General features: G+C 54.6%; 17 protein-coding genes. 4 read left to right on the top strand and 13 right to left on the bottom strand.

Annotated elements, in window-relative coordinates:
* Positions 1–107: 107 nt before the first annotated feature.
* Genes C1N69_RS04975 through C1N69_RS04965 form a run of 3 tightly spaced genes read right to left on the bottom strand, consistent with a single transcriptional unit; the run spans position 108 to position 4,143 of the window.
* Positions 108–1,889, bottom strand: a complete 1,782-nt coding sequence (locus C1N69_RS04975) for a SmdB family multidrug efflux ABC transporter permease/ATP-binding protein (RefSeq protein ID WP_104556228.1) — start codon at positions 1,887–1,889, stop codon at positions 108–110.
* Entirely contained in the window at positions 1,882–3,654 is a 1,773-nt protein-coding gene (locus tag C1N69_RS04970) for a SmdA family multidrug ABC transporter permease/ATP-binding protein (protein WP_059385605.1), read from the bottom strand. Before C1N69_RS04970 ends, C1N69_RS04975 begins: the two co-directional genes overlap by 8 nt.
* Before the next feature lie 30 nt (positions 3,655–3,684).
* Positions 3,685–4,143, bottom strand: a complete 459-nt coding sequence (locus C1N69_RS04965; RefSeq protein ID WP_008503307.1) for an Lrp/AsnC family transcriptional regulator — start codon at positions 4,141–4,143, stop codon at positions 3,685–3,687.
* A gap of 115 nt (positions 4,144–4,258) precedes the next feature.
* On the opposite strand from C1N69_RS04965, the gene C1N69_RS04960 reads away from it, so the two are divergent.
* Entirely contained in the window at positions 4,259–5,305 is a 1,047-nt protein-coding gene (locus tag C1N69_RS04960) for a PLP-dependent cysteine synthase family protein (protein WP_155030777.1), read from the top strand.
* Positions 5,306–5,347: 42 nt separating this feature from the next.
* Here the strand turns inward: C1N69_RS04960 and cof are convergent, their stop codons facing one another.
* Positions 5,348–6,166 (bottom strand): HMP-PP phosphatase, encoded by an 819-nt coding sequence (gene cof, locus C1N69_RS04955; protein WP_155030776.1) that lies wholly within the window; start codon positions 6,164–6,166, stop codon positions 5,348–5,350.
* A 101-nt stretch (positions 6,167–6,267) separates the two neighbouring features.
* Here cof and C1N69_RS04950 point away from each other — a divergent pair, with 101 nt between their 5' ends.
* Positions 6,268–7,968 carry an SgrR family transcriptional regulator gene (locus tag C1N69_RS04950; RefSeq protein ID WP_104556232.1) on the top strand — a complete coding sequence of 567 codons (1,701 nt, stop codon included), beginning with the start codon at positions 6,268–6,270 and terminating at the stop codon, positions 7,966–7,968.
* Between the two features lie 65 nt (positions 7,969–8,033).
* Positions 8,034–8,729: a 7-cyano-7-deazaguanine synthase QueC gene (queC, locus tag C1N69_RS04945; RefSeq protein WP_047957885.1), complete on the top strand. Its 696-nt coding sequence runs from the start codon at positions 8,034–8,036 to the stop codon at positions 8,727–8,729.
* 60 nt (positions 8,730–8,789) lie between these two features.
* Here the strand turns inward: queC and C1N69_RS04940 are convergent, their stop codons facing one another.
* The 9 genes from C1N69_RS04940 to bolA all read right to left on the bottom strand — a co-directional run bounded on the left by C1N69_RS04940 (position 8,790) and on the right by bolA (position 19,149).
* Positions 8,790–9,188 carry a YbgC/FadM family acyl-CoA thioesterase gene (locus C1N69_RS04940; RefSeq protein ID WP_028017637.1) on the bottom strand — a complete coding sequence of 133 codons (399 nt, stop codon included), beginning with the start codon at positions 9,186–9,188 and terminating at the stop codon, positions 8,790–8,792.
* 97 nt (positions 9,189–9,285) lie between these two features.
* The gene (locus tag C1N69_RS04935; protein ID WP_047957882.1) at positions 9,286–9,666 is read right to left on the bottom strand and encodes a helix-hairpin-helix domain-containing protein; all 381 of its coding nucleotides are present in this window, start codon (positions 9,664–9,666) and stop codon (positions 9,286–9,288) included.
* Between the two features lie 147 nt (positions 9,667–9,813).
* Positions 9,814–11,685 (bottom strand): peptidylprolyl isomerase, encoded by a 1,872-nt coding sequence (ppiD, locus tag C1N69_RS04925; RefSeq protein ID WP_155030775.1) that lies wholly within the window; start codon positions 11,683–11,685, stop codon positions 9,814–9,816.
* A 212-nt stretch (positions 11,686–11,897) separates the two neighbouring features.
* Positions 11,898–12,170, bottom strand: coding sequence for a nucleoid-associated protein HU-beta (gene hupB / locus C1N69_RS04920; RefSeq protein ID WP_002444653.1), 273 nt, complete (start codon positions 12,168–12,170; stop codon positions 11,898–11,900).
* Between the two features lie 210 nt (positions 12,171–12,380).
* The gene (gene lon, locus C1N69_RS04915) at positions 12,381–14,735 is read right to left on the bottom strand and encodes an endopeptidase La (RefSeq protein WP_023334706.1); all 2,355 of its coding nucleotides are present in this window, start codon (positions 14,733–14,735) and stop codon (positions 12,381–12,383) included.
* Between the two features lie 182 nt (positions 14,736–14,917).
* Complete coding sequence (gene clpX / locus C1N69_RS04910; RefSeq protein WP_008503316.1) at positions 14,918–16,192, bottom strand: ATP-dependent protease ATP-binding subunit ClpX; 1,275 nt, start codon at positions 16,190–16,192, stop codon at positions 14,918–14,920.
* A 127-nt stretch (positions 16,193–16,319) separates the two neighbouring features.
* A complete protein-coding gene (gene clpP, locus C1N69_RS04905; RefSeq protein WP_008503317.1) occupies positions 16,320–16,943 on the bottom strand; it encodes an ATP-dependent Clp endopeptidase proteolytic subunit ClpP in 624 nt (207 codons plus the stop codon).
* Positions 16,944–17,202: 259 nt separating this feature from the next.
* Entirely contained in the window at positions 17,203–18,501 is a 1,299-nt protein-coding gene (gene tig, locus C1N69_RS04900) for a trigger factor (RefSeq protein WP_059385598.1), read from the bottom strand.
* Between the two features lie 330 nt (positions 18,502–18,831).
* On the bottom strand, positions 18,832–19,149 hold the full coding sequence (bolA, locus tag C1N69_RS04890) for a transcriptional regulator BolA (RefSeq protein WP_155030774.1): 318 nt from the start codon (positions 19,147–19,149) through the stop codon (positions 18,832–18,834).
* A 305-nt stretch (positions 19,150–19,454) separates the two neighbouring features.
* Here bolA and C1N69_RS04885 point away from each other — a divergent pair, with 305 nt between their 5' ends.
* A complete protein-coding gene (locus C1N69_RS04885; RefSeq protein WP_025756179.1) occupies positions 19,455–20,033 on the top strand; it encodes a lipoprotein in 579 nt (192 codons plus the stop codon).
* Positions 20,034–20,048: the final 15 nt, after the last annotated feature.

Raw genomic sequence — 20,048 nt, 5'->3', positions numbered from 1 at the left:
TCCTGATTAACGAACCGGCGAAAAAAAACGCACCATGCCGGTGCAGGGTGCGTTTCAGTTTTGCACCAACAGGAATGACTGTTAGCGCATCGCCTCATTTTAGTGCATCAGGCGCTAAGCGACTCTTCATCGCGCACGCTGGCTGCCAGCTCTTCGCCCGCCAGCTGCAGCTGGTACATCTGCCAGTAACGCCCTTTGGCCTCCAGAAGTTCGCGGTGCGTACCGCGCTCAACGGCGTGTCCGCGATGTAGCACCAGGATCGTGTCCGCGTCGACGATGGTGGACAGGCGGTGGGCAATCACCACCAGCGTGGTATGGTCGCGTACGGCAGCCAGTGCCTGCTGGATGGCCTGCTCGGTGCCGGAGTCAATGCTGGCCGTCGCTTCATCCAGAATCAGGATCTGCGGCGTTTCAATCAGCACGCGCGCCAGCGCCAGAAGCTGTTTTTGTCCAACAGAAAGATTGTTTCCCTGCTCGCCCAGTTTCGTCCTGATGCCGTCGCTAAACCCGCGTGCCAGCTCTGCCAGCTGCACTTTTTCCAGCACGTCCCAGACCTGCTCCTCAGTGTAGTCTCGCCCCAGGGTTACGTTGGCGTAGAAGGTATCGGCCAGGACGACCGGATCCTGCTGCACCATCGCAACGCCTTTGCGTAACACGGTGTGGCTGAGAGACGCCAGCGGGCGTCCGTCGAGGCGAATTTCACCGCGGCTGACCGGGTAATACCCCATTAACAGGCTGGCTAGCGTGCTCTTACCGCTGCCGGTATGCCCCACCAGCGCCACGAACCCGCGTGACGGAACAGCAAGCGAGATATCCTGCAGCACCAGCTGGTCGTCGCGGTAGGCAAACGAGACGTTATCAAAGGCAATCGCCCCGCTTTGCAGAGGACGATCATCGTTACCGTAAGTCTGACGCGGCCTGTCCATCAGCTCGAAGACTCGCTCCCCTGCCACCACCGCCTGCTGGAGCATAGACTGCTGGGTCGTCAACTCGATCAAGGGTTCGTTCAGGCGGCCAAGGTAGCTGATAAAGGCGTATAACACGCCCACCTCAATGGTCCCTTGTGTGGTCAGGCCAAAAAGCATCAGCAGCCCGCAAAGCACCAGCGCGGAGAAAAGGCTCAGCAGCGGGCGCAACAGGAACCCATCAAGCCGCAGCGTCTGCATGCGCGCCATATAGTGCGAACGGCTGGCTTCCCCCATCCGCTCGCCAAAACGTGCCTGCTGGCGGAACTGCTGGATGACGCTCATGCCGTTGATCACTTCGTTGAAGCCATCATTGATATCGGCCAGGTAGGTGCGCACCCGACGCACAATCGGCGTGCTGTAGCGTTGATAGATAACCATCACGATCAGCACTGCCGGGAAGATAGTGATGGCCACCAGCGCCATGCGCCAGTCGAGGCTGAACATCGCCACCAGCATCGCGCCAATCAGCGCTGCGCTGCGCAACACGGTTGCCACCACGGTCACGTACAGATCGCGGATCACCTCGGTGTCGTTGGTCACACGCGAAATCACCTGCCCGACGGGCTGGATATCAAACTCGCTGAGCGGCTGGCGAAGCGCGGCGTCCATGACGTCCGTGCGCAACTGCTGTACGACGCCCACCGCGGCCCGGTTAAACAGCAGCGACTGGGCATAGTGGAGACCGGCGGCCGCCAGCTGCAAACCTACGTAGGCCACGCCCAGGCCCACCACCAGCCCCAGTGGCAGGTAGCTTTTGGCAACCATATTGTCGATGAAGTAGCTGATGAGCAGCGGGCCGCTCACTTCAGCCACTGCAGCAATCCACAGTAAAAGCACGGCCACGGACAGCGGTTTACGCCACGGCGAGCCATAGGCCAGCAGACGTTTCAGCGTCGGCCACATTGTTCCGAGCTTACGCATTGTCGGCCTCCTCAGCGTGTTCTGGCGCATCGTCCAGCGCCGCTTCAAGCTGTTGATAGCGATACATATCTCGATACCAGCCTGGTTGCTCCGCAAGCGTTTCGTGCTGCCCGCGCTGGGCAATATGCCCATGTTGTAATACCAGAATTTCGCTGGCTTCCGTCAGCGCCGACAAACGGTGGGCGCTGATAATCACCGTGCGCCCGTCACCCCACTGGCGCAGGTTATGCAGGATCTGATGTTCGGTACGGCCATCCACGGCGGAAAGGGCATCATCCAGGATCAGGATTTCCGCATTCAGCAACAGCGCACGCGCAATCGAGATACGCTGTTTTTGGCCACCGGACAGCATGACGCCCCGTTCCCCGACTTCCGTTTCGTAGCCCTGCGGCAGGCGCAGAATGTCATCATGTACGCTGGCTAACCGCGCCACATGCTCAATCTCTTCCTGCGTCGCCCTCGGGCGTCCAAGGGCAATGTTGTTTGCCACGGTGTCTGAAAACAGGAACGGCGTCTGGCTGACGACCGCCAGTCGGCCTCGCCACTCATCCAGCATCAGCCTTGTCAGGGGAATATCATGGAAGCGAATATCGCCCTGCGTAACGTCAAAATGGCGCTGGAGCAGTGAGAGCACGGTACTTTTGCCGGATCCTGTCGGGCCACAGATGCCCAGCATCTGGCCGGGCTGAAGGGTAAAACTGACGTTCTCCAGTACCGGATGTTCCGTTTGCGGATAGACAAACTGGCGGATGTCGACTTTCATGACGCCGCGCCCTTCTGGTACCACTTCGCTACCGTCATTGACCACCGGCGCTTCGGCCAGCATGGCGCGAATGCGGCTATAGGCAGCGCTGCCGCGCTCCACAATGTTAAACATCCAGGCCAGCGCCAGCATCGGCCAGATCATCAACCCCAGATACATGGCAAAGCTGGTCAGTTGCCCCAGGGTTAACGTCCCCTGAACCACCATCCAGCTTCCGCCGCCAATCGCCAGCAGGTTGGCCATGCCAATCGCGATATAGATGGTCGGGTCAAACCGGGCGTCGATACGCGCGACGCGCATGTTCTTCGCCCCCGTGTCGGCGGCATCGGCCGCGAACAGCGCCGACTGTCTGTCTTCCAGGCCAAACGCTTTGATCATCCGGATGCTGGTCATGCTCTCCTGGGTGCGGTCGTTTAGCGACGAAAACGCCGCCTGCGCCAGCTTGAAACGCTCGTGCAGCTGTTCGCCGTAGCGGTTGATCGCCAGCGCCATGAGCGGCATCGGCAACAGGGCAAGCAGGGTTAACTGCCAGCTGATCTGTGTGGACATGACGATCAGCACCGCACAGCCCATCACCAGCGAGTCCACCAGCGTCAGCACCCCTTCCCCGGCGGCAAAGACCACGCGATCGACATCGTTAGTGGCGCGCGCGATAAGATCCCCGGTACGATGGCGCAGATAAAATTCAGGATGCTGCCGGCTCAGCTGGTGATAAAAATCCTCACGCAGCTCTACGGCCAGCTGGTAGGACGCGCCAAACAGCAGCACGCGCCAGACGTAGCGCAGCAGATAAACAATGACGGCCGTCAGCACCAGCGTGCCAACCCACATCAGCACCCGTGCGGTGGTGTAATGCTGTTCGGTGACGCCATCCACGACGTATCCCACCACTTTCGGCGGGATCAACTGCAAAATGGCAATGATAATAAGCAGGCATACGGCGCCGAGGTAGCGTTGCCACTCCCGACGAAAGTACCAGCTTAGTTGGGCAAATAATCGCACGCGGTTTGTTCCTGAAGGTATTTTACGAAGTTATTCAATAGGTAACGCTGTGGTGTATTTAATCTGTTCCATGGCGAAGCTCGAGGTGACGTCCGATAATCCCGGTACGCTGTTCACCAGCCGTTTGTAGAAGTCATCATAGCGCTTCATGTCGGCCACCTGAACGCGCATCAGGTAATCGTACTCGCCGGCCATTCGCCAGAAACCGAGCACCTCCGGCATTTCCGAGACCTGCGTGACAAAGCGGCAATACCATTCGCTGCTGTGATGCTGCGTTTTTATCAGGACAAAAGCCGTCAACCCAAGCCCCAGTTTTTCGGGATCTAATAACGCGACGCGTCCCAGAAGAATACCGTCATCCTCAAGCTTCTTCAGGCGCTTCCAGCACGGCGTGGTGGTCAGATTAACGGCATCGGCCAGCGCCTGCAAAGAGAGGGTACAGTCACTCTGCAGTAACGACAGGAGCTTACGGTCAATTTTATCTAGCATACCCACCTCACAGAGAAAATTTTTCTCCCTTGATTCTATTTTAAAGGCCAGATAGCAACAATTTTTTCTGTGCTTTTCGCTATGCTAGGCACAAAATGACAAACGGATAACTACGATGAATAGCACCTGGGTTAAACATGCGATCAGCGAAATCAATGCCGACTATCAGCGCTCGGCGGATACGCACCTGATTCGCCTTTCCCTGCCGGGATTTGACGGCATACAGCTCTATCTGAAAGATGAAAGCACTCATCCCACCGGTAGCCTGAAGCATCGCCTGGCGCGCTCACTGTTTTTATACGGTTTATGTAACGGGTGGATTAAAGAAGGCACCACCATTATTGAATCCTCTTCCGGTTCAACGGCGGTGTCCGAAGCCTATTTTGCCCGCCTGTTGGGCCTGCCGTTTATCGCGGTAATGCCGTCCTGCACCGCAAAACGCAAAATCGAACAGATCGAATTTTACGGCGGTCGCTGCCACTTTGTGGGAAGCGCCTGCGAAATCTACGCCGCCTCTGAAATGCTGGCCCGTGAGCTCAACGGCCACTATATGGACCAGTTCACCTTCGCCGAGCGCGCGACGGACTGGCGCGGCAATAACAACATTGCCGACAGTATCTTCCGCCAGATGACCCACGAACCGCATCCGGTTCCCTCCTATATCGTCATGAGCGCCGGTACCGGCGGCACGTCAGCCACGATCGGACGCTACATTCGCTGTCAGGGCTACGATACCCAACTGATGGTGGTGGATCCGCAAAACTCCGTATTCCTCGACTACTGGCAAAACCGCGATGCCAGCCTGCGCAGCCCGGTGGGAAGCAAAATTGAAGGGATTGGCCGCCCGCGCGTGGAGCCGTCGTTCATCCCGGATGTGGTGGATGAAATGCTCCGCGTGCCGGATGCCGCAAGCGTGGCAACGGCGCACTGGCTGGAGACGCAGCTGGGTCGTAAAGTCGGCGCATCGACGGGCACAAATATGTGGGGCGCACTGCAGCTTGCCGCACGTATGCGCGACGCGGGCCGCACGGGTTCTGTCGTCACGCTGTTGTGCGACAGCGGCGAGCGCTACCTTGAGACCTACTACAATGCGGAGTGGGTGCAGGCCAACATCGGCGATATCGCCCCGTGGAAAGCGCAGATTGCGCAGCTGCTGAAGTAAAAAAAAAGCCAGACCGAAGTCTGGCTTGCTGGAAGGGTCTCACTATTCGGGGGAATATGGGAGGGTGTTATTGTCCAGCCAATGCATCAAAAAATGGGACACCGCTTCGTTGCGGCAGTGTCCTATAACCGGCAGATGAGGAAGCGCCGCTTTTAGCTGCGCCATCGCATTCCCCATAATCAGACCGCGGCCGACGCTGCCCAGCATCTCCCGGTCGTTCATGGCATCGCCAAACGCCATGCAATCCTGAAGCGTTAAGCCCAGGTGGTCACTCAGTACCGCCAGGGCTGAACCTTTGTTACAGCCCACAGGCAACACCTCCAGACAATCCACTGCCGAGAAGGTCAGATGCGCCCGGTTCCCCAGCGCCTCATTGAGCTGAACGCGTAAACGGCACAGATCGTCATGATCGCCACAGAAGCAGATCTTGGTCACCGCATGGGCGGGGATCTTACGCAGATCGATAAGCTGGTATCTAAAACCGCTGTAGACATGCGCATGCAACAACTCCGGAATATCACGCCCGGTAAACCAGCCCCGATCGTTAAAGACGTGGATGCTGGCCTGCGTGTCCCAGGTACTGTGCAGCACGATATCTGCCACTTCGGGGTCGAGATCCTGACGGTGCAGTATCTCCCCTTCTACAGAGTGAATTCGCGTCCCGTTGCCGGTGATCAGAAAGGCGTCGAGGGAGAAGGCGCCCAGAAGATGACGCATTTCCAGCACATGACGACCAGTGGCAAAGGTCAGGGTGACGTTACGCTCGTGCAGGCGCTTCAGCGTGTTCAGGGTTTTCTCCCCTAAACGGTGATCCGGCATTAACAACGTACCGTCCATATCAAATGCAGCGAGCCGAGCCATGGTTACTCCCGAAATGTGATGCGGTTAACTTGTGCATCAGTATCGTGTGAGATATACGGAAGTAATAGTGAATAGATGATTATTATTGTTCCGGGTTTCTTATGCGCCAGCTCAACCGACTCAATCAGTATCAACGCCTCTGGCAGCCTTCAAAGGGGGCAATGCAGCAGGTCACCATCAGCGAACTGGCTGCCCGCTGTTTTTGCAGCGAACGACATGTCCGCACGCTGCTGCGTCAGGCCCAGGACGCGGGCTGGCTGAGCTGGCGAGCGCAGTCTGGTCGCGGCAAACGGGGAGAGCTGACGTTCCATGTCGCCCCGGAGTCACTGCGTAATGCGATGATGGAAGAGGCGCTGAAGCGCGGACAGCAGCACAACGTGCTGGAACTGGCCCAGCTTGCCCCCGAAGAACTGCGGTCATTGCTGCACCCGTTTTTAGGCGGGCAGTGGCAAAACGACACGCCGACGCTGCGTATCCCCTATTACCGCGCACTGGATCCGCTTGAACCCGGCTTTCTGCCCGGTCGCGCGGAACAGCATCTGGCAGGACAGATTTTTGCCGGGCTGACGCGTTTTCATGGCAACTCCAGTGAACCCACAGGCGATCTCGCCCATCACTGGGCGGTGTCGGAGGACGGTCTGCGCTGGCATTTTTATATTCGCTCCACCCTGCACTGGCATAATGGCGATAAGGTCGAAACCGGGCAGCTTCAGCAAAGCCTGAACGCGCTTCTTGCCCTGCCAGCCCTGCGTAAACTGTTCCAGAGCGTTTTGCGTATTGACGTCACCCACCCTCAGTGTCTGACATTTACTCTGCACCAGCCGGATTACTGGCTGGCACACCGCCTGGCCACCTATTGCAGCCGCCTTGCCCATCCCGAACAGCCCATGACGGGTTGTGGCCCTTTCAGGCTCAGCGTGTATGAACCCGATCTGGTTCGTCTGGAGAGCCATGAACAGTACCATCTCAGCCACCCGCTGCTTAAGGCTATCGAGTACTGGATCACCCCGACGCTGTTTGACTCTGAGCTGGGTACCAGCTGCCGTCATCCTGTGCAGATAGCCATTGGCGAACCGGATGAACTTGAGAGTTTGCGTCTGGTCACTAACAGCACCAGTCTGGGCTTTTGTTATCTCACCCTGAAGCAAAGCCCACGTCTGAGTGAACTGCAGGCGCGACGACTCATTAATATCATTCATCTCTCATCGCTTCTGCATACGCTCCCGCTCAATGAAGGGCTGATTACCCCAACAGAGGAGTTACTGCCCGGCTGGGCAATTCCTCAGTGGCCGGATTTAACCCATGTCCCTCTGCCGGAGAGGTTAACCCTGCTGTACCATTTGCCCGTCGAGCTACACACGATGGCGCGTCAGCTAAAACAGTATCTTGCCCAGCAGGGCTGCGCGCTTACGGTTATCTTTTATGATGCGAAAACCTGGGACGGATGCCAGCAACTGGCGGACGCGGACATCATGATGGGCGACAGACTGATTGGCGAAGCACCGGAATACACGCTTGAGCAGTGGCTGCGTTGTGATGCCCTCTGGCCACACCTGCTGAGCGCGCCGCAATATGCTCATCTGCAGGCGACGCTGGATGCGGTCCAGACCCAGGCTAATGAACAGGACCGGCATGCGGGCCTGAAGGCGATATTTAGCCGGCTGATGGAGAACGCGGTCATCACCCCACTGTTCAATTATCAATACCAGATCAGCGCCCCGCCGGGGGTCAACGGCATACGCCTTAACACCCGCGGCTGGTTTGACTTTACCGAAGCCTGGCTGCCCGCTCCCAAATCGTGAAGAAGCTGGTCGCCGTCGTGGTCAGACGGTAACATAACGTTTTTACGTAACTGTCGAGATGATTTATGAAACGTGCCGTCGTCGTGTTCAGCGGAGGACAAGACTCTACTACCTGCCTGGTCCAGGCCCTTCATCAGTACGATGAAGTTCACTGTGTCACTTTCGATTATGGTCAGCGCCATCGCGCTGAAATCGACGTTGCCCGTGAACTGGCCCTCAAACTGGGCGCACGCGCGCACAAGGTGCTGGACGTTACGCTGTTAAATGAACTGGCCGTCAGCAGCCTCACCCGGGACAGTATTCCCGTCCCGGACTACGAACCTGACGCCAGCGGTATTCCGAACACCTTCGTTCCTGGCCGAAATATCCTCTTCCTGACCCTGACGGCAATCTACGCCTACCAGGTACAAGCCGAAGCGGTGATAACCGGCGTATGCGAGACCGACTTCTCCGGCTATCCGGACTGTCGCGATGAGTTCGTGAAAGCGTTAAACCACGCCGTCAATCTGGGCATGGCGAAAGAGACGCGCTTTGAAACCCCGCTGATGTGGCTGGATAAAGCCGAAACCTGGGCGCTGGCGGACTACTGGGGCAAGCTGGACCTGGTTCGCAGTGAAACCCTCACCTGCTACAACGGCATCAAAGGTGACGGTTGCGGCCAGTGTGCCGCCTGCAACCTGCGCGCTAACGGGTTGAATCACTATCTTGCCGATAAAGCCGGCGTAATGGCCGCAATGCAGAAAAAGACTGGGCTTAAATAGGGTTATTTGACCGTGCTGTCGCAAAACAGGTGTCGACAGCACGCGTCCCCCTGATATGTCTTACACGATCATCTGTTCCAGCTTTTCCCGCAACTCCCCTTCAAGCGGCAGCGCTTTCTGCGTTTTCAGATCGATACAGACGAAGGTAATCAGCGCATCAGCCACCACCTGCCCTTCAGGATCCAGCGTGACAACCTGACTGAGGACACCACTCTTCCCGTTTAGCTGTTGTACCTGGCTGGTCACGGTGAGCACATCACCCAGTACGGCCGGACGGCGGTAGTTGATGTTGATGTTGACGACCACGAACGCGATGTTATGCGCGGTCAGCCACTGAAAGCTTTCGCTGTTTTCCAGCCCGTCCCAGCGCGCTTCTTCAAGAAACTCAAGATAGCGTGCATTGTTCACATGCTGGTAAACGTCGAGGTGAAAACCGCGTACTTTGATTTTTGTCTGCATAGCGCAATAGCCTTTAGTTGTTATAGGATCAGAGGTCATCACTGGTATGACCTCTTTATCCTGGCAAATTATCGCCGCAGTGCAAGTAATTGTGAGATTACAGCGTCAGGTGTGAGAGGTTGCGTTCAACCAGCGCGCTTCCCATCCCCGGAACCTGTTTGAGATCATCGACGGTTTTGAAAGGTCCGTACTCTTCGCGGTAGCTGACGATAGCCTGCGCTTTTTTCAGGCCGACACCATTCATCGCGCGGGCCAGATCTTCCGCCGATGCCGAATTGATACTCACCCGCGTACCGTCATCGTCCCCTTTTTTACCGGCATCCGTCGCTTTGGTTTGCCCCTGCACTGACGCAGCGTCGTCGGTCTTACTCTGTACCGTCTGTGGTTTAGCGGCAGGCGTCGCCGCCTGCGCGCCAGCGCTCATCCCGGTGGTGGCAATAGCCAGCGTAATTAACAGTGCTTTGATTCCACGTTTCATGCTGTATCTCCTTGTTTGTTGACAGCCCCGTCACGATAGCCATCGATGAAAACAGGCACAAACGGCAGATTGCAGAAATGGAAAAGGCCGCGAAAGCGGCCTTGAGTTTTTGCAGAGCGTTACGAAAATCTGCGAGCAGATACGTAATTATTGCTGCTGAGTCATCACATCACCCAGCTTGATTTTGGCATCTTTACGCAGGTTGCTCATCATCGCTTCGAAAGCGATCTGGGCATTGTTCTGGGTAATGCCCTGAACCATCGCTTTCTTCTGCGCTTCTGGCAGAGTGCCGGCTTTCACTTCATCGAGCGCCAGCAGAACGACGTTACCCTGCATATCAGTCGTGGAGCCGAAGCTCGGTTTATCCTTCGCAGGCAGGCTCAGACCAAATGCAGCCTGGCTGACAGGATCCTGGCTCGTACGGCTCAGCGTTTTCGCCTCACCGAAGCTCAGGCCAGCCGCTTTCAACGCGTCCTCTTTACCCGCTTTCAGATCAACCAGAATCTTTTCAGCATCCAGTTTCGCCTGCTGTTCCGCTTTATTGTGCTTAACCTGGGCGACAACCTGATCCTTCACTTCCGCCAGCGGTTTGACCGCTTCTGGCTTGTGCTCGCTAACACGCAGAACGAACGCACGATCGCCATCAACGGTAATGATGTCAGAGTTACTGCCTGGCGTGCCGTTCTCGCCGACCAGCCCACCGTTAAAGATGGCATCTGAAACCGGTTTGAAGTTCAGCTCTTCCGGCAGGTTATCACGGCCAAACCAGCCCGTTTCAACCGCTTTCACGCCAGCCGCCTGCTCTGCACCCGCCAGAGATTCGTTGTCGTTGCTGGCCGCATCGCTCACTTTCTGCTGCAGTGCGTAGTAGGCATCCAGCGCTTTTTCCTGCTTCACTTTCGCCGCGATGTCATCACGAACTTCAGCCAGTGGTTTGGTTTTCGCAGGGATGATGTCGTCCAGACGAACCACCAGGAAACCAACGGAAGATTTAACAACATCAGACAACTGGCCTTTATCTTTCAGACCGGCATTTTTCAGTTCATCAGGGGTCGTTGCCTCTTCCAGCCAGCCCATATCCCCACCGTTTTTCGCAGAGATAATATCGGTGGATTTCGCTTTCGCAATGGTCGCGAAATCTGCGCCTTTATTCAGTTCATCCAGTACCGCTTTGGCATCAGCCTCGGTTTTGGTCTGAATTACGCTGTAGCGGTTGCGCTGCGGCTGAGTGAACTGATCCTGATGCTGATCGTAGTAAGACTGGATCTCCGCGTCAGACGCGCTTTCCTGCAATGCAGCCGCATCCAGCTTGATGTAGCTCACGCGGAACTGCTCCGGAGAAACAAAGGAATTCTTGTTCTGCTCGTACCAGGCGTTAACGTCAGCGTCGCTTACCTGCTGTTTCGCCGCCAGGGCGTTCACGTCAATGGTCGCTTCACGCACAACGCGTTGCTGCGCTACCAGCGCGGCCAGTTCGTCCGTTTCACCTTTGAGCATGAAATCAGTACCCACAACAGCATTGATGAGCTGCTGGGTAGTCAGTTGGTTACGCAGCGCCTGCGCGTATTGATCGGCGGTCATGCCCATCTGGTTGACGATGCTGTTGTAACGCGCGTTATCGAATTTGCCGTTAGACTGGAAGGCTTGCGTGGAGAAAATGGCTTTTTTCACCTGCTCGTCGCTGATGCCGAGGCCCAGTTTTTTGGCATACTGGTCCAGCAGCGCTTCGTCGATAAGACGGTTCAGCGTCTGTTGGCGCAGGGTCTTCATATACCCTTCGTTCGCCGCCAGCTCAGAGAATTGGTCGCCCAGCTGTTGCTGCATACGGTTACGTTCACCGGCAAAAGCATTCTCGAACTGACCACGACTGATCTCCTGGCCATTCACTTTTGCGGCATAGTTCGCGCCACCGCCAATAAGGTAACTGCTCACGCCGGTCAATATGAACGACACGATAATGATACCGAAAATAATCTTGAGCACGAGACTGTTAGCAGCCGTGCGTAAGCTGTCCATCATGGTGTAACAACACTCCGCTGTAGGTGACTGATTACCTGACGCTGACGGTAAATCCTGCCCGTCGCGCGTGAAGGCCTATTGTGACAAGAAAACGGGGCGATTGTCAGCCCACAACTCGCATAAACTCGTACAAATCAGGTCTGGACAAACAAAAAAGGCACATCAAACGATGCGCCCTTGTACTATCCGGCTTCCCTGAAACGGGAAAGCAATCAGTTTACTGCGTCTTTCAGCGCTTTACCTGCACGGAAACCCGGCACTTTAGCAGCAGCGATGGTGATCTCTTTACCGGTCTGAGGGTTGCGGCCAGTACGGGCAGCACGCTCTTTAACAGCAAAAGTACCGAAGCCTACCAGTGCAACGTCGTCCCCAGCCTGCAGAGATTCAGTAACAGAAGCAATTAATGCATCTAACGCACGTCCAGCTGCAGCTTTAGAAATATCAGCACCAGCAGCAATTTTGTCAATCAGTTGAGATTTATTCACTGTTCTCTTCCTCTCTTTATAATTTATATCGCGTCTGAATCCTTCACAACGCGACCGCGCAGCAGTTATATCAGGCCTGCCATGACCTTACAACACCCGTTGTTGATGGCTGACCTAATCAGCAATCTAAATTAGCTATACAAAAAAAGGCTGGCAAGTGCGAAATCACTTACCAGCCTTGTTTTTATTGACGCTCTTTGCGCGAGGTCACTATTTTGCGGTTACAACCTGCATTCCGGAAGGTTCATTCTGCAATGCGAGACTAAGAACTTCCTCAATTCGCTTAACAGGATGGATCTGCAGATCGGCAATCACGTTGTCCGGAATCTCTTCCAGATCGCGTTTGTTTTCGTACGGGATCAATACGGTTTTGATCCCACCGCGATGTGCCGCCAACAGTTTTTCTTTTAACCCACCGATTGGCAGAACCTGACCACGCAGGGTGATTTCACCGGTCATCGCCACATCGGCGCGCACCGGGTTGCCGGTCAGACAGGATACCAGCGCGGTACACATGGCAATACCCGCGCTTGGGCCATCTTTCGGCGTTGCCCCTTCAGGAACGTGAACGTGGATGTCGCGTTTTTCATAGAAATCCGGGTTGATGCCCAGTTTTTCCGCGCGCGCGCGCACCACGGTCAGCGCCGCCTGAATGGACTCCTGCATCACTTCACCCAGAGAACCGGTGTAGGTCAGTTTGCCTTTGCCCGGGACACAAGCGGTTTCGATGGTCAGCAGATCGCCGCCCACTTCCGTCCATGCCAGACCAGTCACCTGGCCCACACGGTTTTCGTTGTCCGCGCGACCGTAGTCGAAACGCTGAACGCCGAGATAGGCATGCAGATTGTCGCCGTTGATCACAATGTGTTTCAGGCTCTTATCCAGCAGCAGCTGTTTCACCGCTTTACGACACAGTTTAGAGATTTCACGCTCAAGGCTACGCACGCCCGCTTCACGGGTGTAGTAACGGATAATGCCAATAATCGCGCTGTCCTCTACGGTCAGCTCGTTGGCTTTCAGCGCGTTACGCTCTATCTGTTTCGGCAGCAGGTGCTGCTTAGCAATGTTCAGCTTCTCATCTTCGGTATAACCGGAGAGACGAATCACTTCCATACGGTCCAGCAGCGGGGCCGGAATATTCATGGAGTTCGACGTCGCGACAAACATGACGTCGCTCAGGTCGTAGTCCACTTCCAGGTAGTGATCGCTGAACGCCACGTTCTGTTCTGGATCAAGCACTTCCAGCAGAGCCGAGGCTGGATCGCCACGCATGTCCGATGACATTTTGTCGATCTCATCGAGCAGGAACAGCGGGTTTTTAACGCCCACTTTCGCCATTTTCTGGATCAGTTTACCCGGCATAGAACCGATGTAGGTGCGGCGGTGACCGCGGATTTCCGCTTCATCGCGTACGCCACCCAGCGCCATACGGATATACTTACGGCCAGTCGCTTTGGCGATGGACTGGCCCAGAGAGGTTTTACCCACCCCCGGCGGTCCTACCAGGCACAGAATAGGGCCTTTAATTTTGTTCACACGGCTCTGTACCGCAAGGTACTCAAGAATGCGGTCTTTCACACGTTCCAGGCCGTAGTGGTCGGTATCCAGGATTTCCTGTGCCTGACGCAGGTCTTTTTTGACCTTGCTGCGGGCGTTCCACGGAACCTGTACCATCCACTCAATGTAGCCGCGCACCACGGTCGCTTCCGCCGACATCGGAGACATCATTTTCAGCTTCTGCAGTTCTGCTTCCGCTTTCTCTTTCGCCTCTTTCGGCATCTTCGCCGCATCGATCTTGCGCTTCAGCGCTTCGTTTTCGTCCGGCGCGTCGTCCATCTCGCCGAGCTCTTTCTGAATGGCTTTCATTTGCTCATTCAGATAGTACTCACGTTGAGATTTCTCCATCTGCTTTTTCACGCGGTTGCGAATACGCTTCTCAACCTGCAGCAGATCGATTTCAGACTCCATCATCGCCATCAGATATTCCAGACGTTCGTTAACGTCGGACATTTCCAGCACGGACTGCTTGTCAGCCAGCTTCAGCGGCATATGGGCTGCGATGGTGTCCGCCAGACGCGCAGGATCGTCGATGCTGTTCAGCGACGTCAGCACTTCTGGTGGGATTTTCTTGTTCAGCTTGATGTAGCCTTCAAACTGGCTAATCGCGGTGCGCACCAGCACTTCCTGCTCGCGCTCATCCAGTTCAGGCGAATCAAGGTACTCTGCCTTCGCGGAGAAGTGTTCGCCATCGTCTGACAGAGTGGTAATACGCGCACGCTGCAGACCTTCTACCAGCACCTTCACGGTGCCGTCAGGCAGCTTCAGCATCTGCAAAATAGAGGCCACGGTCCCGACGGTGAAAAGATCGTTTACACCCGGCTCATCCGTTGATGCTTCTTTCTGCGCCACCAGCATGATTTTTTTATCATGATCCATAGCGGCTTCGAGGCAACGGATAGATTTTTCCCGCCCTACAAATAAGGGTATGACCATGTGCGGATAAACCACCACATCGCGCAACGGCAATACGGGGATTTCAATGCGTTCAGAACGCTCAGGATTCATAGAGCTCTCTCTTAGTTAGTGTCCGCCAGGTAAGCTGGTCATGTCACTGTGCTTCACATAACCATTAACATGTATCCAGTATATGGGGATGTTTCCCACACATTCAACGCTATGAATAAGGAAAAAGTAAAGGGGAGATAAAATCCCCCCTTTTTGATTAACTGCTTGTATGATTTGGTGAATTATTCGCCAGACGCCTGCTGTGCTTCCGGTTTACCGTAAATCAGCAGTGGCTTGGTTTGACCGCTAATCACGGACTCGTCAATCACCACTTTTTCAACGTCTTCCATTGAAGGCAGATCGTACATGGTGTCGAGCAGAGCCGCTTCAACGATAGAACGCAGGCCACGAGCGCCGGTTTTACGGCTCATTGCTTTTTTGGCAATCGCATCCAGCGCTTCGTCACGGAATTCCAGGTCAACGCCTTCCAGATTGAACAGCGCCTGATACTGCTTGGTCAGCGCATTTTTCGGCTCTTTCAGGATCTGGATCAGCGCCTCTTCACTCAGTTCATTCAGGGTTGCCACCACCGGCAGACGACCGATGAACTCAGGGATCAGACCGAACTTGATCAGATCTTCTGGTTCAACCTGTGCCAGGAGTTCGCCTTCGTTCGGTTTTTCGGACGTTGATTTCACCGTTGCGCCAAAACCAATGCCGGAGCCGGTTTCAACACGGTGGGAGATGACTTTATCCAGACCGGCAAACGCACCGCCACAGATGAACAGGATCTTGGAGGTATCAACCTGCAGGAACTCCTGCTGAGGGTGTTTACGTCCCCCCTGCGGCGGAACGGCAGCAACCGTCCCTTCAATCAGCTTCAGCAGTGCCTGCTGTACGCCTTCACCTGATACATCACGGGTGATGGACGGGTTGTCTGATTTACGGGAGATCTTGTCGATCTCATCGATGTAAACGATCCCACGCTGGGCTTTCTGTACGTCGTAATCGCACTTCTGCAGCAGTTTCTGGATGATGTTTTCAACGTCCTCACCCACATAACCGGCTTCGGTCAGGGTGGTGGCATCCGCCATGGTGAACGGTACATCCAGCAGACGCGCCAAGGTTTCAGCCAGCAGCGTTTTACCGGACCCGGTTGGGCCGATCAGCAGAATGTTACTTTTACCCAGTTCTACGCCATTGCTGGTATCGCCGTTGCGCAGACGTTTGTAGTGGTTGTATACCGCTACCGCCAGTACTTTCTTGGCCTGCTCCTGACCGATGACATAGTCGTCAAGGTGATGACGAATTTCATGCGGCGTTGGCAGCGCGCTGCGCTCGCGGTGTGGCGCGACTTCTTTAATCTCTTCGCGAATGATGTCGTTACATAAATCGACACATTCGTCGCAGATATACACGGACGGCCCGGCAATCAGTTTACGCACTTCATGCTGGCTTTTGCCGCAAAAAGAGCAGTACAGCAGTTTGCCCGAACCATCTTTGCGTTTATCTGTCATGAGTCCAAACCTCTTTTTAAGTTCTTTGTGCCGCACATGACGACGCAAATGCCATTCTAAGACGCAAGCTGCTCTCAGGCAGAGTGCCGCCCTACCTTAGTATAGCGGCACACTCGCGTCGCGGGCATCAATTACGATGGGTCAACACGGAGTCGACTAAGCCGTACTCAACTGCTTCTGAAGCAGAGAGGAAGCGATCGCGCTCGGTATCGCGCTCGATCTGCTCGAGGGGTTGACCCGTATGCTGCGCCATAAGTTCATTCATGCGCGCTTTTACTTTCAGGATTTCGCGGGCGTGGATTTCAATATCCGTCGCCTGCCCCTGGTAACCGCCCAGCGGCTGGTGAATCATCACGCGGGAATTCGGCAAGCAGAAACGCTTACCCTTAGCCCCTGCTGTTAACAGGAACGCGCCCATAGATGCAGCCTGACCCATACAGATAGTGCTTACATCAGGCTTGATGAATTGCATGGTGTCATAAATGGACATACCTGCTGTAATCACGCCACCCGGGGAGTTAATGTACAGGTAAATGTCTTTTTCCGGGTTTTCCGCTTCCAGAAACAGCATCTGCGCCACGATCAGGTTAGCCATGTGGTCTTCCACCTGGCCTGTCAGAAAGATAACGCGTTCCTTGAGCAGACGGGAATAGATATCAAAAGAACGCTCACCACGTGAGGTCTGTTCAATAACCATTGGCACCAGAGCCATATGGGGTGCAAAGTTATCTCGTTCGCCACTGTATGACATTTCCGTCTCCTGGATCAAAATTGAAAACACCTGCTGTACTGATTGTAACCTTACGGACGGATTATCAGCCAGTCTCATTCATCATGATTACGTACTTATGGGGTTCACAGTGCCCTATTTCAAGCATAACAACCTTTTGTTGTTACGCTAACACCGAAAGGGCGTTTTAGCACTCTTCCTGGGCTAAGCTGCGATAAAAAAAACCCGCTGCCGCAAGGCAACGGGTTTTCTGTTCAAACTTTAAACCGTTAGGGCGAAATTACGCCTGCTGGTTCATCAGTTCGTTGAAAGAGGTCGCTTTTTCGGTCACTTTCGCTTTCGCCAGTACCGCTTCAACAGCCTGCTCTTCCAGGGCAACGTTGCGCATGTTGTCCATCAGCTCTTTGTTCTTACCGTAGAACTCGATCACTTCTGATGGATCTTCGTATGCAGAAGCCATCTCTTCGATCAGGCCTTTCACACGCTCTTCGTCAGCTTTCAGCTCGTGGGTACGAATCACTTCGCCCAGCAGCAGGCCAACAACAACGCGGCGTTTTGCCTGCTCTTCGAACAGTTCGCGTGGCAGTTCCATCGCTTGCTGCTGGTTGCCACCGAAACGCTGTGCAGCCTGACGGCGCAGCACGTCGATTTCGCTGTCGATCAGGGCAGCTGGCACGTCGATTTCGTTCGCTTTCACCAGACCTTCGATCGCCTGAGATTTAACACGGTTACGCACCGCGCCATTCAGCTCGCGCTCCATGTTTTTACGCACTTCGGCACGCAGGCCCGCGACAGAACCATCTTCCACGCCGAAACGCTTGATGAATTCTTCAGTCAGTTCTGGCAGTTCGCGCTCTTCAACTTTCTTCAGGTTGATAACGAACTTCGCCGCTTTACCTTTCAGGTTTTCAGCGTGGTACTCTTCCGGGAAGGTCACGTCGATGGTGAACTCTTCGCCCGCTTTGTGGCCTTTGATACCGTCTTCGAAGCCTGGGATCATACGACCCTGGCCCATCGCCAGTACGAAGTCAGACGCTTTGCCACCTTCGAACTCTTCGCCGTCTACAGAACCGGTGAAGTCGATGGTCACACGGTCTTCCGCGTCAACAGCGCCTTCTTTCTCTTTCCAGTTCGCCTGCTGCTTACGCAGGGTGTCCAGCATGCCGTCAACGTCTTCGTCAGTCACGGATACAATCGGTTTTTCAACTTCGATAGATTCCAGACCTTTCAGCTCGACTTCCGGATACACTTCGAACTCTACAGAGTAGGTGAAGTCTTCGCCCAGTTTGTATTCGCCTGGAACGTAGTTCGGCGCGCCGGCCGGATTGATTTTTTCTTTGATGATCGCATCAATAAAGTTACGGCTCATCAGCTCACCCAGCACATCCTGACGCACAGAAGCGCCATAACGCTGAGCAACAACATTCATTGGTACTTTGCCCTTACGGAAGCCGTCAATACGTACTTTTTTTGCTACGTTGACCAGCTCGCTTTTCACAGCAGTTTCGATGCTGTCAGCAGCGATAGTAATCGTTACACGGCGGCCAAGGCCTTGAGTGGTTTCAACTGAAACTTGCATCTTGTTACCTCAAAAAAATCACAGTGCTCGGTCAACTCTGAATCTGTCTGTTATACCGGGATGCTCTCTTAGTGCAGATTCACATTCCCTGTCGCCAGAATCATCCCGAAGACATTCATTAAGACGCGGCATTATAGCGGCATCACTTAGGTGAGTCGAGAACGGTTGGGGCATGTTGCTGCGGCTTTTTTCACACTTTAAGGCTATTTTTAGCCTTAAAAACGCACCATCCGCTCAAAACTCAGACAAAACAAAACGGCCCGGAGGCCGTTTTGAGGAAATCTGTATGCAACATACTGGAAAAACTCCAGCGGTTGCAAATCCGATTTATCAGGCGATGGTGCCTGCTCCCCGACAAGGCGGGGAGGCAAAAACCGTATCCTGCAAGCCTTCCCACTCCTTAATGGTGTAGGTATGCAACGCCAGGGCATGTACGGTTGTGGAGAGTTCTTCCGTCAAGGTGCTGTAGATCAAGCGGTGTCGGTTCAGGAAACGTTCTCCCGTGAAGCGATCGCTAACCAGAACCACTTTGAAGTGGCTTTCAGAACCTGCCGGTACGTTATGACGATAGCTCTCGTCGACGACTTCGAGGAACATAGGGTTGAACGCTGCCCTTAATTTATCTTCTATCTGCTCACGTATCATCATGAAATTACTCCTCCGACAACGCCAGGATGTCACCCATCCCTTTAAATATTAGCCGCTTTTACCGTTTCCATTACACCTTGACAACAAATATTTAGCTTTCGTCTTATTTTCTCATCCAAACGAATGAAGTTTACTGTGTGGCTCATACGTTTTGTCATTCCACGATTGAGAAAAAGGGTGAGCTGGTCAGTTTTCAGACAAGGCGATGAATTTACATGCGTTGACCACTTCCCCTGGCCGTTGGCGATGTTATGATGGCGGCAATTTTTTCTCTCTCTATGCTTACGATTCGTGAGAACCTTAAAATGTTAAAAAAACTCTTCTTCCCGTTGGTAGCCCTTTTTATGCTGGCAGGCTGCGCTACCCCGCCAACCACCATTGATGTTTCACCGAAAATCACCCTGCCTCAGCAGGACCCAAGCCTGATGGGCGTCACCGTGAGCATTAACGGTGCCGATCAGCGTCAGGATCAGGCTCTGGCGAAGGTGACCCGCGACAACCAACTGGTGACATTGACCGCGTCCCGCGACCTGCGTTTCCTGCTGCAGGAAGTGCTGGAGAAACAGATGACCTCTCGCGGTTATATGGTTGGCCCAAGCGGCGCGGTGGATCTGCAGATCATCGTGAACAACCTGTACGCTGACGTCTCCCAGGGTAACGTGCGCTACAACATCGCCACTAAAGCGGATATCGCCATCATCGCGACCGCGAAGAATGGCAACAAGATGACCAAAAATTACCGTGCGAGCTACTCTGTAGAAGGCGCGTTCCAGGCGTCTAATAAAAATATTGCTGATGCGGTTAACAGCGTGCTGACGGACACTATCTCCGACATGGCGCAGGACACCAGCATTCACGACTTCATCAAACAGAACGCGCGTTAATTCTGCTGGCTGACC

Source organism: Enterobacter sichuanensis (genome assembly GCF_009036245.1).
Lineage (GTDB): Bacteria > Pseudomonadota > Gammaproteobacteria > Enterobacterales > Enterobacteriaceae > Enterobacter > Enterobacter sichuanensis.
Note: the sequence above shows the minus strand (reverse complement) of the source record. Positions and strands in the feature narration are given on the sequence as shown.

Coding starts and splice junctions, on each gene's coding strand:
- C1N69_RS04975 (WP_104556228.1), bottom strand. CDS start 1,889: ATGCGTAAGCTCGGAACAATGTGGCCGACGCTGAAACGTCTGCTGGCC.
- C1N69_RS04965 (WP_008503307.1), bottom strand. CDS start 4,143: ATGCTAGATAAAATTGACCGTAAGCTCCTGTCGTTACTGCAGAGTGAC.
- C1N69_RS04960 (WP_155030777.1), top strand. CDS start 4,259: ATGAATAGCACCTGGGTTAAACATGCGATCAGCGAAATCAATGCCGAC.
- cof (WP_155030776.1), bottom strand. CDS start 6,166: ATGGCTCGGCTCGCTGCATTTGATATGGACGGTACGTTGTTAATGCCG.
- C1N69_RS04950 (WP_104556232.1), top strand. CDS start 6,268: ATGCGCCAGCTCAACCGACTCAATCAGTATCAACGCCTCTGGCAGCCT.
- queC (WP_047957885.1), top strand. CDS start 8,034: ATGAAACGTGCCGTCGTCGTGTTCAGCGGAGGACAAGACTCTACTACC.
- C1N69_RS04940 (WP_028017637.1), bottom strand. CDS start 9,188: ATGCAGACAAAAATCAAAGTACGCGGTTTTCACCTCGACGTTTACCAG.
- C1N69_RS04935 (WP_047957882.1), bottom strand. CDS start 9,666: ATGAAACGTGGAATCAAAGCACTGTTAATTACGCTGGCTATTGCCACC.
- ppiD (WP_155030775.1), bottom strand. CDS start 11,685: ATGATGGACAGCTTACGCACGGCTGCTAACAGTCTCGTGCTCAAGATT.
- lon (WP_023334706.1), bottom strand. CDS start 14,735: ATGAATCCTGAGCGTTCTGAACGCATTGAAATCCCCGTATTGCCGTTG.
- clpX (WP_008503316.1), bottom strand. CDS start 16,192: ATGACAGATAAACGCAAAGATGGTTCGGGCAAACTGCTGTACTGCTCT.
- clpP (WP_008503317.1), bottom strand. CDS start 16,943: ATGTCATACAGTGGCGAACGAGATAACTTTGCACCCCATATGGCTCTG.
- tig (WP_059385598.1), bottom strand. CDS start 18,501: ATGCAAGTTTCAGTTGAAACCACTCAAGGCCTTGGCCGCCGTGTAACG.
- bolA (WP_155030774.1), bottom strand. CDS start 19,149: ATGATGATACGTGAGCAGATAGAAGATAAATTAAGGGCAGCGTTCAAC.
- C1N69_RS04885 (WP_025756179.1), top strand. CDS start 19,455: ATGTTAAAAAAACTCTTCTTCCCGTTGGTAGCCCTTTTTATGCTGGCA.